The sequence below is a fragment of the Euhalothece natronophila Z-M001 genome (assembly GCF_007904085.1).
Lineage (GTDB): Bacteria > Cyanobacteriota > Cyanobacteriia > Cyanobacteriales > Rubidibacteraceae > Halothece > Halothece natronophila.
The window spans coordinates 301,824-316,155 of record NZ_CP042326.1 but is presented as its reverse complement, the minus strand read 5'-3'; the positions used below and the strand labels follow the sequence as shown (position 1 = coordinate 316,155).

The 14,332-nt window shown below is 40.9% G+C and carries 13 protein-coding genes; 5 read left to right on the top strand and 8 right to left on the bottom strand.

All coding sequences use genetic code 11. The features are described 5' to 3' along the window. Window positions 1–50 precede the first annotated feature (50 nt). On the top strand, window positions 51–986 hold the full coding sequence (locus FRE64_RS01415; RefSeq protein WP_315862650.1) for an RNA-guided endonuclease InsQ/TnpB family protein: 936 nt from the start codon (window positions 51–53) through the stop codon (window positions 984–986). 199 nt (window positions 987–1,185) lie between these two features. Beyond that, window positions 1,186–2,619, top strand: coding sequence for a decarboxylating NADP(+)-dependent phosphogluconate dehydrogenase (gene gnd, locus FRE64_RS01410; RefSeq protein ID WP_146294327.1), 1,434 nt, complete (start codon window positions 1,186–1,188; stop codon window positions 2,617–2,619). 169 nt (window positions 2,620–2,788) lie between these two features. On the opposite strand, the gene asnS is transcribed toward gnd, so the two are convergent. Beyond that, the gene (asnS, locus tag FRE64_RS01405) at window positions 2,789–4,177 is read right to left on the bottom strand and encodes an asparagine--tRNA ligase (protein ID WP_146294326.1); all 1,389 of its coding nucleotides are present in this window, start codon (window positions 4,175–4,177) and stop codon (window positions 2,789–2,791) included. 15 nt (window positions 4,178–4,192) lie between these two features. Between asnS and FRE64_RS01400 the strand changes: the two genes are divergently transcribed. Next, entirely contained in the window at window positions 4,193–5,533 is a 1,341-nt protein-coding gene (locus FRE64_RS01400; protein WP_146294325.1) for a cobyrinate a,c-diamide synthase, read from the top strand. A 23-nt stretch (window positions 5,534–5,556) separates the two neighbouring features. Here the strand turns inward: FRE64_RS01400 and FRE64_RS01395 are convergent, their stop codons facing one another. The 3 genes from FRE64_RS01395 to FRE64_RS01385 form a co-directional block, all read right to left on the bottom strand. Further along, entirely contained in the window at window positions 5,557–6,966 is a 1,410-nt protein-coding gene (locus FRE64_RS01395; protein WP_146294324.1) for a phospholipase D-like domain-containing protein, read from the bottom strand. Between the two features lie 137 nt (window positions 6,967–7,103). Further along, window positions 7,104–8,024, bottom strand: coding sequence for a methylenetetrahydrofolate reductase (locus FRE64_RS01390; protein ID WP_186708917.1), 921 nt, complete (start codon window positions 8,022–8,024; stop codon window positions 7,104–7,106). A gap of 81 nt (window positions 8,025–8,105) precedes the next feature. Beyond that, window positions 8,106–8,468 (bottom strand): single-stranded DNA-binding protein, encoded by a 363-nt coding sequence (locus FRE64_RS01385; RefSeq protein WP_146297237.1) that lies wholly within the window; start codon window positions 8,466–8,468, stop codon window positions 8,106–8,108. 215 nt (window positions 8,469–8,683) lie between these two features. Between FRE64_RS01385 and FRE64_RS01380 the strand changes: the two genes are divergently transcribed. Further along, window positions 8,684–9,685, top strand: coding sequence for a rod shape-determining protein (locus FRE64_RS01380; protein WP_146297236.1), 1,002 nt, complete (start codon window positions 8,684–8,686; stop codon window positions 9,683–9,685). 52 nt (window positions 9,686–9,737) lie between these two features. On the opposite strand, the gene FRE64_RS01375 is transcribed toward FRE64_RS01380, so the two are convergent. From FRE64_RS01375 to FRE64_RS01360, 4 genes are read right to left on the bottom strand one after another with little or no spacing between them, the layout of a single operon-like run. Further along, complete coding sequence (locus FRE64_RS01375) at window positions 9,738–10,946, bottom strand: 4-hydroxy-3-methylbut-2-enyl diphosphate reductase (RefSeq protein WP_186709031.1); 1,209 nt, start codon at window positions 10,944–10,946, stop codon at window positions 9,738–9,740. 60 nt (window positions 10,947–11,006) lie between these two features. Beyond that, complete coding sequence (locus tag FRE64_RS01370; RefSeq protein WP_146294321.1) at window positions 11,007–11,696, bottom strand: TIGR04283 family arsenosugar biosynthesis glycosyltransferase; 690 nt, start codon at window positions 11,694–11,696, stop codon at window positions 11,007–11,009. A gap of 14 nt (window positions 11,697–11,710) precedes the next feature. After that, window positions 11,711–12,592, bottom strand: a complete 882-nt coding sequence (locus tag FRE64_RS01365; protein ID WP_146294320.1) for a bile acid:sodium symporter family protein — start codon at window positions 12,590–12,592, stop codon at window positions 11,711–11,713. Window positions 12,593–12,634: 42 nt separating this feature from the next. Then, a complete protein-coding gene (locus FRE64_RS01360) occupies window positions 12,635–13,420 on the bottom strand; it encodes an HAD family hydrolase (protein ID WP_146294319.1) in 786 nt (261 codons plus the stop codon). A 168-nt stretch (window positions 13,421–13,588) separates the two neighbouring features. Between FRE64_RS01360 and FRE64_RS01355 the strand changes: the two genes are divergently transcribed. Beyond that, on the top strand, window positions 13,589–14,290 hold the full coding sequence (locus FRE64_RS01355) for a hypothetical protein (RefSeq protein ID WP_146294318.1): 702 nt from the start codon (window positions 13,589–13,591) through the stop codon (window positions 14,288–14,290). Window positions 14,291–14,332 lie beyond the last annotated feature (42 nt).

The following is a 14,332-nucleotide window of genomic DNA, read 5'->3' as shown; positions in this document are numbered from 1 at the left end:
GCGGTTCTTAGGGGAGGGGAGAGAGGCGACTCTCGAACCTTACCCGATTCATTACTTTACAAGGTAGAATCAAGGTTTCTTATTCTGGCTACCAAAAACATCTTGATTTAATTAAGTCAGGAGAAGCTAAAGCCAAAGGAGCAAAAATTTACTATACTCCTTCTAACAAGACTTATTACTTGTTAGTGGGCTTAGAGATAGATAAGCCAGATATCCAACCTACAGACATTAAAAGGGTTAGCGGTGTTGATGTTGGTCAACGTTATTTAGCCGTAGAAACCGATACCAAGAATCAGGTTAGTTTCTATAACGGTAAATCAACGATTCATCAAGCAAACCATTATCAAAGGAGAAGAAAATCACTACAGCGTAAAGGCACTCGTTCTGCCAAAAGAAGACTGAAAAAGTTATCAGGACGAGAGAGACGGTTTCGCGCTGATATTAACCACCGAGTTTCTAAACAAGTTGCTAAACCTAATTCACTTATTGGTTTGGAAGATTTAACCTACATCAGGGAAAGAACTAACCCTCGTCGCAAGGGTGGAAAAGCATCTAAGAAACAGAAGAAGGCTAACCGTAAACAAACCAGTTGGTCTTTTGCTGAACTCCAAAGTTTCATTGACTATAAAGCAGTATTGAATGGTTCTTTGGCAATTAAAGTTGATGCTGATTACACTTCCCAAAGTTGCCCCCACTGTGGACATACTTCTAAAGGAAACCGACCGAATAAAGGGTTAATTTTCCATTGTGAAAACTGTGGGTTTAACCTTCATGCAGACTTAGTGGGTGCTAGGAACATAGCAATGAGAACGTTACTTGTTCGGCAAGACTGGGCAAGTACGGGTAGTTTGTCAGCCTGCCCAGATGATTCTTCGGGATCGTCGGATGTTTCGTCGGATGAAGCTAAAGCCATGCGCCTTTTGAGGTTCATGGAGTTGAGGTGGACGGCAGAAACAAGCCCCAATCACATCGCTTTTAGCGATTGATTGGGGGTAGTTGACAATACTTTTTCCACCTAGGATGGTAGGTTATCAGTTTAACGCTCATTACTGATTACAATGAAGCATTCTTCCACTGCTACTTTCATCAGTCTAGCGAATCTTTAATTTATTTTTAGGGAAAACTCAGCAAATTCTCGTTATCCTGTAAAGCAAACTAACTTTTAACGATCGCGGATTATAAGCTATGACACAACCGAGCTTTGGTGTAATTGGTTTAGCAGTAATGGGAGAGAACTTAGCTCTCAACGTAGAAAGCCGAGGTTTCCCTGTGGCTGTTTATAACCGCACTGCGGAAAAAACTAAGAATTTTATGGCCCAACGAGCGCAAGGGAAAAATGTTACCGATACTTATAGCATTGAAGAATTTGTGAAAGCATTAGCGCCACCGCGTAAAATTTTGGTGATGGTACAAGCAGGGAAAGCGGTAGATGCTGTGATTAGTCAGCTTAAGCCTCTTTTACAAGAAGGAGATATGATCATTGACGGCGGAAACTCCCTTTATGAAGATACCCAACGCCGTACCGAAGAATTAGAAGCAGTGGGATTAGGTTTTATGGGGATGGGTGTTAGTGGTGGTGAAGAAGGAGCGCTACTAGGGCCGAGTCTTATGCCAGGCGGAACCCCAGAAGCCTATGAAAAAGTGGAGCCAATTGTTACCAAAATTGCCGCTCAAGTCGATGATGGTCCTTGTGTTACTTATATTGGGCCAGGCGGGGCAGGTCATTATGTGAAAATGGTTCACAATGGCATTGAGTATGGGGATATGCAACTCATTGCAGAGGCTTATGATTTACTCAAAAATGCTCTGGGATTAAATCATACTCAGTTAAGTGAAGTCTTTGCTCAATGGAATCAGACGGAGGAACTAAACTCCTTTTTAATTGAAATTAGTACTGAGATTTTCAAGAAAATTGACCCTGAAACTAATCTTCCCTTAGTAGATGTGATTCTTGACTCAGCCGGGCAAAAAGGAACAGGGCGCTGGACAGTAGTTACTTCCCTAGAACTAGGGGTTCCCATTCCCACTATCTATGCGGCGGTGAATGCAAGAGTGATTTCTTCCTTTAAAGAGGAACGGTTGGCGGCAAGTGAACAACTTAATGGCCCCACTGACCAAAAATATGAGGGAGATGTACAAGAGTTTATTAATAAAGTTCGCGATGCCCTCTACTGCTCAAAAATGTGTTCCTATGCCCAAGGAATGGCATTAATGGCAAAAGCCTCAGAAGAGTTTGGGTTTAACTTAAATTTGAGTGAAATTGCTCGCATTTGGAAAGGCGGTTGTATTATTCGGGCGGGCTTCTTAGACAAAATTAAAACAGCATTCAAAGACAATCCTCAACTTCCGAATCTCTTACTTGCTCCTGAGTTTAAGCAGACAATTTTAGATCGACAACAGGCGTGGCGAGATGTGTTAACGGTTGCTAATCGCTTAGGAATCCCTGTTCCGGCGTTTAGTGCGTCTTTAGATTATTTTGACAGCTATCGGCGTGAGCGACTACCCCAAAATCTTACCCAAGCCCAACGTGATTTCTTTGGCGCACATACTTATGAACGAGTGGATAAACCTCGTGGCAAGTTTTTCCATACAGAATGGCTCAATAACTCCTCTAGTTAAGAGCTAGGGACTCATTGGGTAATCTGAAACGGGGGACAACCCAAGTCCCTACAGGGATTTTTCCCCCTGTCCCTCGTAAAATTAGTCATTGGTCATTAGTCATTAGTCATTGGTTTACAAACAACAAAGGACAAAGGACGAAGGACTAACAACAAAATTTTTAGCTTGATTAAAATTCAGCATTATCAGGAGTGCGAGGGAAGGGGATAACATCACGAATATTCTGCATCCCTGTCATAAATTGAATTAACCGCTCAAAGCCTAAGCCAAACCCAGAATGAGGAACAGTTCCATAGCGTCTTAAATCAAGATACCACCATAATTGTTCGGGTTCCATGCCAGCCTCTTTAATCCGTTTCTCTAAAACATCTAACCGTTCTTCCCGTTGGGAACCGCCAATGATTTCACCAATTTTTGGAGCTAAAACATCCATTGCACCCACGGTTTTTTCGTCATCATTGAGACGCATATAAAAAGCTTTAATGTCACTGGGATAATCAGTGAGAATAACTGGCTTTTGGAAGTATTCTTCACATAAATAACGTTCGTGTTCTGATTGTAAATCAATGCCCCATTCTACAGGGTATTCAAATTTTTTATCTGCCTTTTCTAAAAGCGCGATCGCGCTAGTATAACTTAATCGTTCAAAGTCTTGATTAATAATATTATCAGCCGTGGCTAACACTGAATCATCAATCCGTTTATTAAAAAATTCCATATCTTCAGGACATTGATCTAAAACCGTTTTAAAAATATGTTTAAGGAATGCTTCCGCCCAATCCATATCCCCTTTTAAGTCACAAAACGCCATTTCTGGTTCTATCATCCAAAACTCGGCTAAATGGCGAGAAGTGTTAGAATTTTCAGCACGGAAGGTGGGGCCAAAGGTATAAACCCGATCAAAGGTTAATGCCATTGCTTCGGCTTCTAATTGTCCACTAACTGTTAAATAAGCAGGTCGTCCAAAAAAGTCTTGCGAGTAATCTATCTCTCCATTTTCTTGGGGAATATTATTGAGATCAAAACTGGTGACATTAAATAATTCTCCTGCCCCTTCACAATCATTTGTGGTAATAATGGGAGTATGCACCCAGAGGAAGCCATGTTGCTGGAAAAATTGATGCACCGCAGTGGCACAGGCATTACGGACACGCATCACTGCCCCAAGGGTATTAGTTCGAGTGCGAATATGTCCAATGCTGCGGAGAAATTCAAAAGAGTGACGCTTTTTCTGTAGGGGATAGGTTTCGGGATCAGCTTCGCCGTAAATGGTGACAGTTTGCGCTTGTAATTCGATGTTTTGTCCTTTCCCTGGAGACTCTGCTAGAGTTCCTGTCACTTCCACTGAAGCCCCTGTATTAATTTTATTGAGTTTATCTTCGTAATTGTCGAGAGTGGGTTCTAAAATAACTTGTAGATTCGCTAATGAAGACCCGTCATTGACTTCCATAAAGGCGAATTTTTTGGACTCTCGCTTCGTGCGAACCCAACCTTGAATCGTCACTTGTTGGTCAGGTTGTCCATTGCGAAGTAAGTTGATAATACGGCTTTTTGACATAAATTTTTTTTCGATATGACGATTATTATTGCTGGCGAACGCAGTGGAGTAGGTAAAACAACGATTACCCTCGCTCTCCTTTCTTTTTTAGCTCGTCACTCCCAAAAAGTCCAGTCTTTTAAGGTGGGACCGGATTATATTGATCCCATGTTTCATACACAAGTAACTGGGCGTGCTTGTCGCAATTTAGACCCCATTTTAACCTCTCCTGATTATGTAAAACATTCTTTTGCCTATCACAGTCAAGGGGCTGAGTATTCTGTAATTGAGGGCGTAATGGGGTTATTTGATGGGGTGAGTTTACAGGGAAAGACAGATTATGCTTCTACCGCCCATATTGCCAGAATTTTAGATGTTCCTGTGGTACTGGTGTTAGATTGTTCTCGTTTATCAGGTTCGGTGGGCGCGATCGCGCAAGGTTATGCTAACTTTGATCCTAGGGTTAACATTGCAGGGGTGGTTTTAAATCGCGTAGGAAGTGACCGCCATTTGCAGTTATTGAAAACCGCTTTAGAACCGCTTAATTTGCCCATATTAGGGGTGTTTCGTCGTCAGGATAAGATTAAACTGCGCGATCGGCATTTAGGGTTAGTTCCCACCGAAGAAGTAGCCTCTTTCCCAAAAATTCAGGAAGAACTTGCTAGCATTGCCCAAGACAGTTTGAATTGGGAACAATTATTCCCCCTGCTGGATACCCCACAAATGCCTGTTTCTTCTCTGTGGGAGACAGTTCCCCGTCAGTTTCGAGTGGGAATTGCGCGCGATCGCGCTTTTAACTTCTACTACCAAGATAACCTTGATCTCCTCGAACATTTAGGATGTGAACTGATCCCTTACAGTCCCCTTGAGGATACCAACTTACCTCCCAATCTTGATTTACTGTATCTCCCTGGCGGTTTTCCTGAAGTGTTTGCTGAACCCTTAGCACAAAATCAAAAAATTGTCAAACAAACTCAAGTAGCGATTCAACAGGGACTCACCACTTACGCCGAATGTGGGGGGTTAATGTATCTCTGTCAAAGTATCACCGACTTGGAAGGAGAAACTTGGGAAATGTTAGGGCTATTACCCACTCACGTCACCATGGGGAAACGACTAACCTTAGGGTATCGTCAAGCAACCCCCTTACCAAATAATCCCATTTTGAAGGAAAATCAACGCATTTGGGGACATGAATTTCACCGTTCTCAACTGCAAGAAACTTCTTCCTCTCCCCTCTATTCTTTATGTGATTTGTATCAAAATCAAACTCAAGAGGGATGGAACATCGGATCAATCTATGCCTCTTATTTACATATTCATTGGGGAATTTTTCCTCACGGATTGGCAACCATTCTGAAGAGTAAGTGGTGTTAATTTTTTTGGAGTTTCATTCTTAACTACAAATTAGGACACTCTTGTTTTTGCTGTTCAATTCGTTCTTCTAACCATGAGGGAATCCCTAAAACAGCGCGATCGTATAATTGTTTAAATTCACGATCATAATGAGCCGCGATCGTCGGATTATTAATTACCAAAACCGTTTCATCATTCCGATAATTTGCCGCTGCTGACCAATTGTGCGATCCTGTAATTACAATTTTTTCATCCACAACAGCGAATTTATGATGTAAATTATCGCCCCTCGGAAATTCTGGTACACCCACTGTTGAAATTGGTGATTCCCAAGGATTATTATCTTCTGCAATTTCACAATTCCGTGCTAATTCTACTCCTAACATATCTAAGCCTTCACTATAGTAACGATAAGCAAATAAGCGATCAATTAAAGCTCTAATACTTGTCCCATTTTGATGTAAGTCAGCTAGAGTATTGGATAATTCTTGATAGCTGAATACAAATAAAGCTAAATCAATTGTGTTTTGAGCTTTTTCTAAGTATTTAGCAATAAAGCCATTGCTTGTTTTTTCCCAATCTTGGGTGGGAGAGGTAGGGGAAAAATTAACTGCCACTAAGCTGTCACCAATTTTAAGCGGTGATAAATTACGCTGAGGTTTCTGCAGCCCAAAACGGCTATCTGGTTCTCCTCCCACCCCATCTCCCCACATAATATCAAATTCTTCTCGGAAAATAGATGCTAATTTTTTACTAGTAATTCTGGCTAAATTATTCGCATTACCCCGAGTTTCTTTATTCCCAAAATCACCATGAACACCACTAAGAGTTAAATTGGCTGAAGTAACAATAACAGTTTCATCATCAATAATCAGAAACTTATGATGCATTAAGCCACTGCCTTTAGAACCATCTGCCGTATCATCTATAATAGGGATTCCTGCATTTTCTAAAATTACCAGTGCATCCCGCTGATTAATCTCTGCTTCACTAAGTCTTCCATCCTCATTAATATCAATCAGCCTCAATGCTTCCTCATAACGAGCTAATTCTCGTTCTGTAAATTGATTAATTTCTGCTTGGGAATAATCACTCCAAGGGCGACGATAGTCATTTTCAAGAATTACTTGTACTTTAACACCCTTTTCTTTCTGTTCAACGAGAGCATGAGCAATTTTGGGTAAGCGAAATTCTTGCACTGCTAAGGCAATATTTTCAGTTGCCGACTCAATATTATTGATAATAACGTCTTCTAAATTATCCCCATATCGCGTAATTCCTCGATAAGGATCAGTATAACTTTTCCCTTTAGCTTGGTTATGATTAAAATACACTTGAATTAAGCGATCTTGTGGCAAAGGATCAGCCAAAACATTGGAGACATTTTCTTGTCGGGGACAGCCACTTAAAGTCACCACTAAACAAGTGACAATAAACAATATAAAGTATCGCATTGGTTTTAGTTCTAGCACTTTTTGATCCTTGTAGTAGGAGTATCATTATCATTGAACAGCGCCACCTCTCCGACATGGATCAGATTGGTGACACTGCGATAAGCCTTCGGCTTAGTGCCTTTGGCACATCGCGCTTTTTAGCGAAGTCGAGCCGTTTCAGGAAGTTTCACCCCATCGATCGGTTTAACCCCTGCCAGATCAAGAATTTCTGGGATCACTTCTTCTTTTTTCACTGCCATCATGTGAACACCATGGCACAGTTCACGCGCCTTTTGCACCTGTTCAGCGGCAATTTTAATTCCTTCTTGTAGTGGCTGTTCTGCTTTTTCTAAGCGTTCAATAATCTCTTCAGGAATATGAACTCCCGGCACATATTTCTGGATAAAGCGAGCATTTTTCGCCGACTTAAACAAGAAAATTCCTGCTAAAACTGGCTTATTCGCCGGCGTAGCCACCTCATTCATAAAGGTTTCTAGGCGATCAAAATCTGTTAGCATCTGGCTTTGGAAAAACTGCGCCCCAGCTTTTACTTTCTGTTCAAAGCGTCTTGTTAACCCAGACCAACTATCGGACTGTGGATCTACTGCTGCCCCGGCAAATAAATCTAATTCTCCATCAGGGAGAGACTTATCATTATAGTCTAAGCCTTCATTGAGCTTTCTAATCAACTTCAACAAGCGCACTGATTCTAAGTTAAACACGGCTTTTGCTTTTGGATGATCGCCAGACTTCACGGGATCACCAGTTAAAGCCAAGATATTACGGATACCAAGGGCATGAGCGCCCATTAAATCTCCTTGAATGCCAATTAAATTGCGATCGCGACACGCCACCTGACATACCGGTTCAATTTCATGACGTAACAGTACCACCGAAGCCGCTAAAGACGACATCCTTAAAACAGCGCGACTGCCATCAGTAATATTGACGGCATGAACACGCCCTTTTAAAGATTGTGCAACCTGTAGCATCCGCTCAGGATTTCCTCCTTTAGGGGGAGTTACCTCAGCGGTTACTAAAAACTCTTTCGCTTCGACAGCTTGACGAAAACGACTCATAATTTTATGTACCTGTATTTCTTGCTACAAATTCTAGACTACAGGGTAATGGGAGAGTCGCCAAATCTCTAGAGAGAGAAATTAAAATTCATCTGGGGCATAATCCCCTCCTGTTCCCCCTTGGGCTTCTCCTTTTGAGCCTAATAACTCTAGACGATCAACACGAATTACCGGGCGAGAACGGTTATTGCCATTTTGATCTTGCCAAGTGTCAATTTTTAATTTGCCTTGAATCCCCACTTGTTTTCCTTTACGAACATATTCCGAAGCAACTTCTGCGGTACGTCCCCACATTTCTAGTTCAAACCAATCCGGCTTATCATCTTTTTTACTTCGCCGATCCACAGCAATCGGAAATTTACATAAAACCGTTCCACTTTCAAAATACTTAACCTCTGGATCCACTCCAGCCCGACCGACTAGATGAACAATATTTAAACTCATCATCTCACCTGACCTACAATAATTATCTCTAATGTCTCAGTTTAACCTTGATTGAGTTATTTCTAGAATTGTTAATTTCGTTCTAGACTTAATGGCAGTAAAGATTATAAAATTCACACCAACCATACTTTGTCACAATAAAGATACAAAATTAATTGCACTTTGGGGGCAAGAAGAACGTGGGTTTTTGGAGTCGGTTATCCCTTTCGCGGGATATGGGAATTGATTTAGGGACAGCTAACACCTTAGTTTATGTCTCAGGAAAAGGAGTTGTCTTAGAAGAGCCATCGGTGGTAGCAACCGATCAAGACACAAAAGAAGCCCTAGCAGTAGGAGAAGATGCTAAACAAATGCTAGGACGAACTCCCGGCAATGTCATTGCATTACGTCCCTTACGAGATGGCGTAATTGCTGATTTTGACACCGCAGAATTAATGCTAAAACATTTTATTCAGCGAGTTCATGGCGGAAGAACCTTAGTTGCGCCGCGAATTGTGATCGGTATTCCTTCTGGGGTGACAGGAGTTGAGCGACGTGCAGTTATGGAAGCCGCTTTACAAGCCGGAGCTAGAGAAGTTCGTCTCATTGATGAACCTGTTGCAGCCGCTATTGGTGCAGGTTTACCGGTTGCTGAGCCGACAGGGAACATGATTATTGATATTGGCGGCGGCACTAGTGAAGTAGCAGTATTAAGTTTACAAGGAACAGTTCTCAGTGAGTCTGTACGGGTTGCCGGCGATGAGTTAAGTGATGCCATTACCCAATATATGAAAAAGGTTCATAACCTTGTCATTGGGGAACGCACCGCAGAAGAGATTAAAATTCGAGTGAGTTCTGCTTATCCCACAGAAGGGGATGATGATCTTTATATGGAAGTACGAGGGTTGCATTTATTATCTGGCTTACCGCGACTTGTGACCATTAAAGCCCCAGAAATTCGGGAAAGTATGTCCGAACCCTTATCTGTAATTGTTGAAGCGGTCAAACGAACCTTAGAACGTACCCCACCTGAACTAGCTTCTGATATCATTGATCGAGGTATTATGCTTGCTGGCGGAGGTGCCCTTTTACGGGGATTAGATACTTTAATTAGCCATGAAACTGGCATTGTTACTCATGTTGCTCCTGATCCTTTGCAGTGTGTTGTTTTAGGTACAGGTAATGCTGTTGAAAACTTTGAGCAACTAGCAAGAGTTTTTACAGGTAGTTCTAGCTAACTGGAACAAAAGTTTTTAGGAAAGGGAAAAATCCCCTTCCTAATTTCAACTCTTAGCTAACTAGAGCCACATTTTTAGCTTCTAAAATTTTACCAATGACTTCTTCTACTGCTTGATCAGGAGTGGAAGCCCCCGAAGTAATACCAACTGTAATTTTTCCCTCAGGAAGCCAATTTTCTTGAATTTCTAACTCTTTTCCTAGTGGTTTATGTTCAATTCGATTTCCCTCTAAAATACGATTTCCGCCATCAATATGATAAGAAGGAATGCCATAATCAATACCAATTTCTTGTAAATGAGTGGTATTAGAGGAGTTAAAACCACCAATAACCACTAAGAGATCTAAGTTTTCTTTGACGAGATCAAACATGGCATCTTGACGCTCTTGAGTGGCATCACAGATGGTGTTAAAACTCATAAAGTGATTATTAAATTCCGTTGGCCCATACTTTTCAAGCATAGTTTTTTCAAACAACTTGCCAATTTCTTCGGTTTCGCTTTTTAGCATAGTTGTTTGATTAGCAATGCCAATTTTATCTAAATCAACGTCTGGATCAAACCCGGGAGAAGAGGCTTTATCAAACTTCTCTAAAAACTCTTGTTTATCTCCACCGTGTAAAATGTAGTCAGCAACATACTGAGCTTCTTCTAAGTTTAAAACGACTAAATATTTTTCAGCAAAAGAGCTAGTGGCTACAGTTTCTTCGTGATGATATTTGCCGTGAATAATTGAGGTATAATCGCGTTTTTTATGCTTTTCCACAGAGTTCCAAACTTTAGATACCCATGGGCAAGTCGTATCAACAATAGTACAGCCTAAGTCGTTTAATAGTTGCATTTCGTTAACACTTGCGCCGAAGGCTGGAAGAATTACCACATCCCCTGAGTTAACTACTGAGAAGTCTTTTTCTCCCTCTTTTACAGGAATAAACCCGACTTCCATTTCTCGTAACTTTTGATTAACGGAGGGGTTATGGATGATTTCATTGGTAATCCAAATACGTTCTTTGGGGAAGTGTTGGCGTGTTTCATAAGCAATTGCCACTGCTCGTTCTACTCCCCAGCAAAATCCAAAGGCTTCTGCTAAACGGATAGTAACATCTCCTTGGGTTAAGCAATAATTATTATCCCGAATTGTTTGGATTAAATTGCTTTGATATTCGGAATTAAGCAGTTCAGTCACTTCTTCTTCATGACCAAATCCGCGACGATGATAGTTATCTGATTGATGCAGGGAGCGTTTAAAGGCTTTTGTATCCATTCCCATATTAAATCTCTTGTTAACACAAGTATTGTCTCTTTTGCTCCCATCATAGAACAATCAATTCCCTGATTGGCGATACCATTTGTTTAACTTACTAGGGGAAATCCCAAAGAAATAACCGATAATAATCATTTGATTAATCAATGTGGTTTTGATTACCCCTACTTTTTCCCAGCGTCGCGCTGACGTTAAAACCGAGGCTGAGGCTAACCTAATTTTTCCTTGTTTTTTTAGACATTTAATGAATTGGAAGTCTTCCATGACGGGAAGAAGGGGAAAGCCACCACTCTGGTTAAAAGTTTCTTTTTTGAGGAAAATGCCTTGATCACCATAGGGCATCTGTAAAAAGCGCGATCGCGCATTCACACCTTTTTCCACTATTCTTAGCAGTTTATTTTTACTATTGATCTTTAATAAAAATGCCCCAGCTACAGTTTGCGGTTGATCTAACGTTTCCTGAATCAGTTGGGGATAGTTTGGCGGTAAGTGGGTATCAGCGTGTAAAAATAAGAGAGTATCGGCACTAGCATGATTTGCCCCTATATTCATTTGCACCCCCCGTCCTGATTCTGGAGAAACAATAACTTTTATCCCCAATTTTTGGGCAATTTCAACGGTTTGATCGGTACTTCCCCCATCAACTAAGATAACTTCTACCCCTGGAGTTTCCAGAGACAGAAGTGTCTGCGCGATCGCGTTTTCTTCGTTTAAAACAGGAAGAATAACAGAGAGATAAATTGATTCCATTCCCTGTAGCTACATTAAAGATGGTTTTGAGAAGTGCCATAGCCATAATAGTTCATTAGCCAAGCAAATCCACCGCCAGTTAAAAACATCAGTAGGCTATAAATTGCGGCCGGAATTGCCATAGTGGCATTATTGATAATTGTAGAAGCAATTGTAATTGCGAGAGTCCCATTTTGGATGCCGACTTCTACAGTAATAGCTGTTGTACGCTTTTGTCCTAAACCAGCTACAGTTCCAATGAAAAACCCTAATCCCATAGTAATGATATTTACCGCTAGGGTTACACCACCAACTTGAAACAGGAAGGAGAAAAAGTTCTCTCTTTCCCCTAAAACAACGCCAGTAATAATTAAAGCAAGAAATGCTGTGGAAATCCATCTAAGGGGTTTATCGCACCGATTAGCAAATTGCGGGGCATAATGTTGAATCATCATCCCAATAGAGACTGGGATAATGGTAATGACAATAATTTGTCCTACGGTACTTAAAAAAGGAAGTTGAAAGGAAGTATCTTCACTTAAAAAGGCTTGCATTCCTAAATTAACGATTAAAGGAATTGTAAATACTGTGGCAATGCTAGTAATAGCAGTTAAGGTAATCGAAAGTGCCACATCGCCTTTAGCAAGAAAAGTTATTAAATTAGAAGTAGGCCCTCCTGGGCAAGCCGTTAAAAGAACTACGCCCACTGCAATTTCTGGTGATACGGGAAATCCCCAAGCAATCAAAAACCCTATAATGGGTAGCATTACCAACTGGGCAGCAAGTCCAATCAATGTGGCTTTTGGCGCTAGTAAAACCCTAGCAAAATCTTGGCGAGTTAGTGTTAGCCCCATCCCTAACATAATAATAAATAGGGCTAGGGGCAGAAATACGTCTGTTAAAAGGTTAGACTCCATAATTAATTAATAGTTATCCATATGATGAAAATATTATTACGGTTAACTCATTTTTGTTTGTAGTTTTTCCCACGATGAGATCAATTGGTTGCCTAATTCACAAAATCCCTTCCCTTCCTCTTCTGCTGTAACATATCGGGGAGTATAAGTTAACTGTTGCTGATAGGGCTTAATATTAGCAACGCCTACAGAAACAGGGAATAATTGCGGATTAAATAAAGATTGATCATTAGGGCTATCGCCAATAGTAATCACTTCTTCTGGCTTAACATCCGAAAAATATTGCTTTAAGACAGCTTGCAATCCTGTGGCTTTGTCTTGTCCTTGCGGTTTAATATGGCCTTGAACACTGCTGTAAGTAAAACTATACCCCTTTTCCTCACATTGAGCTTCTAGTTGCACTAATTCATCCTGGGATAATCCTGCAACATCAAATGTCCAATCAGTGAAACGAAAGGGGTTATCTGTTGATTCTTTTAAGTTTGGAAAATTCAGTTGGAGGCTTGCAAAAACTGCTGCTAATTGCTGTCGATGTTTAGGGGGAAGAGAAACTAGAAAATCTGGAGGGGTTTCAGGATTGTGATCATATAATCCCCCATTTTCCGCGATCGCGCCGACAACGGGTAAATAATAACGCAACGCATTCACCCAGCCAGCGGAACGACCTGTAACAATAATGACAGAAATTCCTTGCTGTTGTAACTGTAATAGGCAGTTAAGGACATTCCCCGTTAAAAGGCTATTGATAGTAAGGGTGCCATCAAAATCCGTTGCAATCACTTTCACTGCTTGACAGGTTTCTGGAGAGATTTTATTGATAGATATCATTTTTTATAAGTGACTAAAATTAATTGCATCAATGATATAATTTTTTGCAACCAAACTTGCAAAATTAGTGGAAAATAGATCAAAAGAGGGAATAGAAACAACCCTTGGTGTAAAACGTTATACCATGAAATCGTTTCTGCAATTGCCGACAATCAAACACCAAAACCCATGACTGGAAAAGTAATCAACAGTGGTGCAACTGGCTTTTTAGTTCTCATTATCCCGATCGCGCTAACTGCAGTGGTGGTTGCAACTGCTTGGCCGGTTTTGCTTGCACTGCTTCTAATTATTATTATCTGGCAAATTGCTAAACAATGGCAATGGCAACGCTTTGTTAAGCAAGTGAATCCCACCTTTAATCAGCTAATTCGAGAAAACAGTGGGTGTGTTACTCCTGTTGATTTAGCAATGAAAGCCAATATTCAGGGCAATCAAGCCAATAAATTCTTAGAACATAAAGCAACGGAGTTTAGCGCTAAAAGCAGAGAAATTCCCAATCAAGGACGGGTTTACTACTTCCTCACTGCTAGTGCAGTACAGAACTTTTTTGAAGAACCTGCATCTTTAGAAGATGTTGAAGAGGAAGAAGAAACCCCAGTAACCAGCACTTCTTCAGCGCAACAGGCACGAGAAACCAATCCTATTTCTTCTTCAGCCGAAGCGCCAACGGCAACCATTACCGAACAGCAAAAGGATACCTCGTCCTTAATTCAAGCGGAAATGGCGGATCGTTTAAATGTTCACTCTAGCACAGTCGGGCGACGAAAATTAGACCCTGATTTTGCTGAATGGAGTCGTCAGCGCGATCCTGAAAATATCTCATGGCAATATTCTCCTGAGACCAATTTATTCTATCCTTTGAAAAATTAGTGTTCAAACAGTTCAAAAATAATTCTATCCCCTTCATTTACG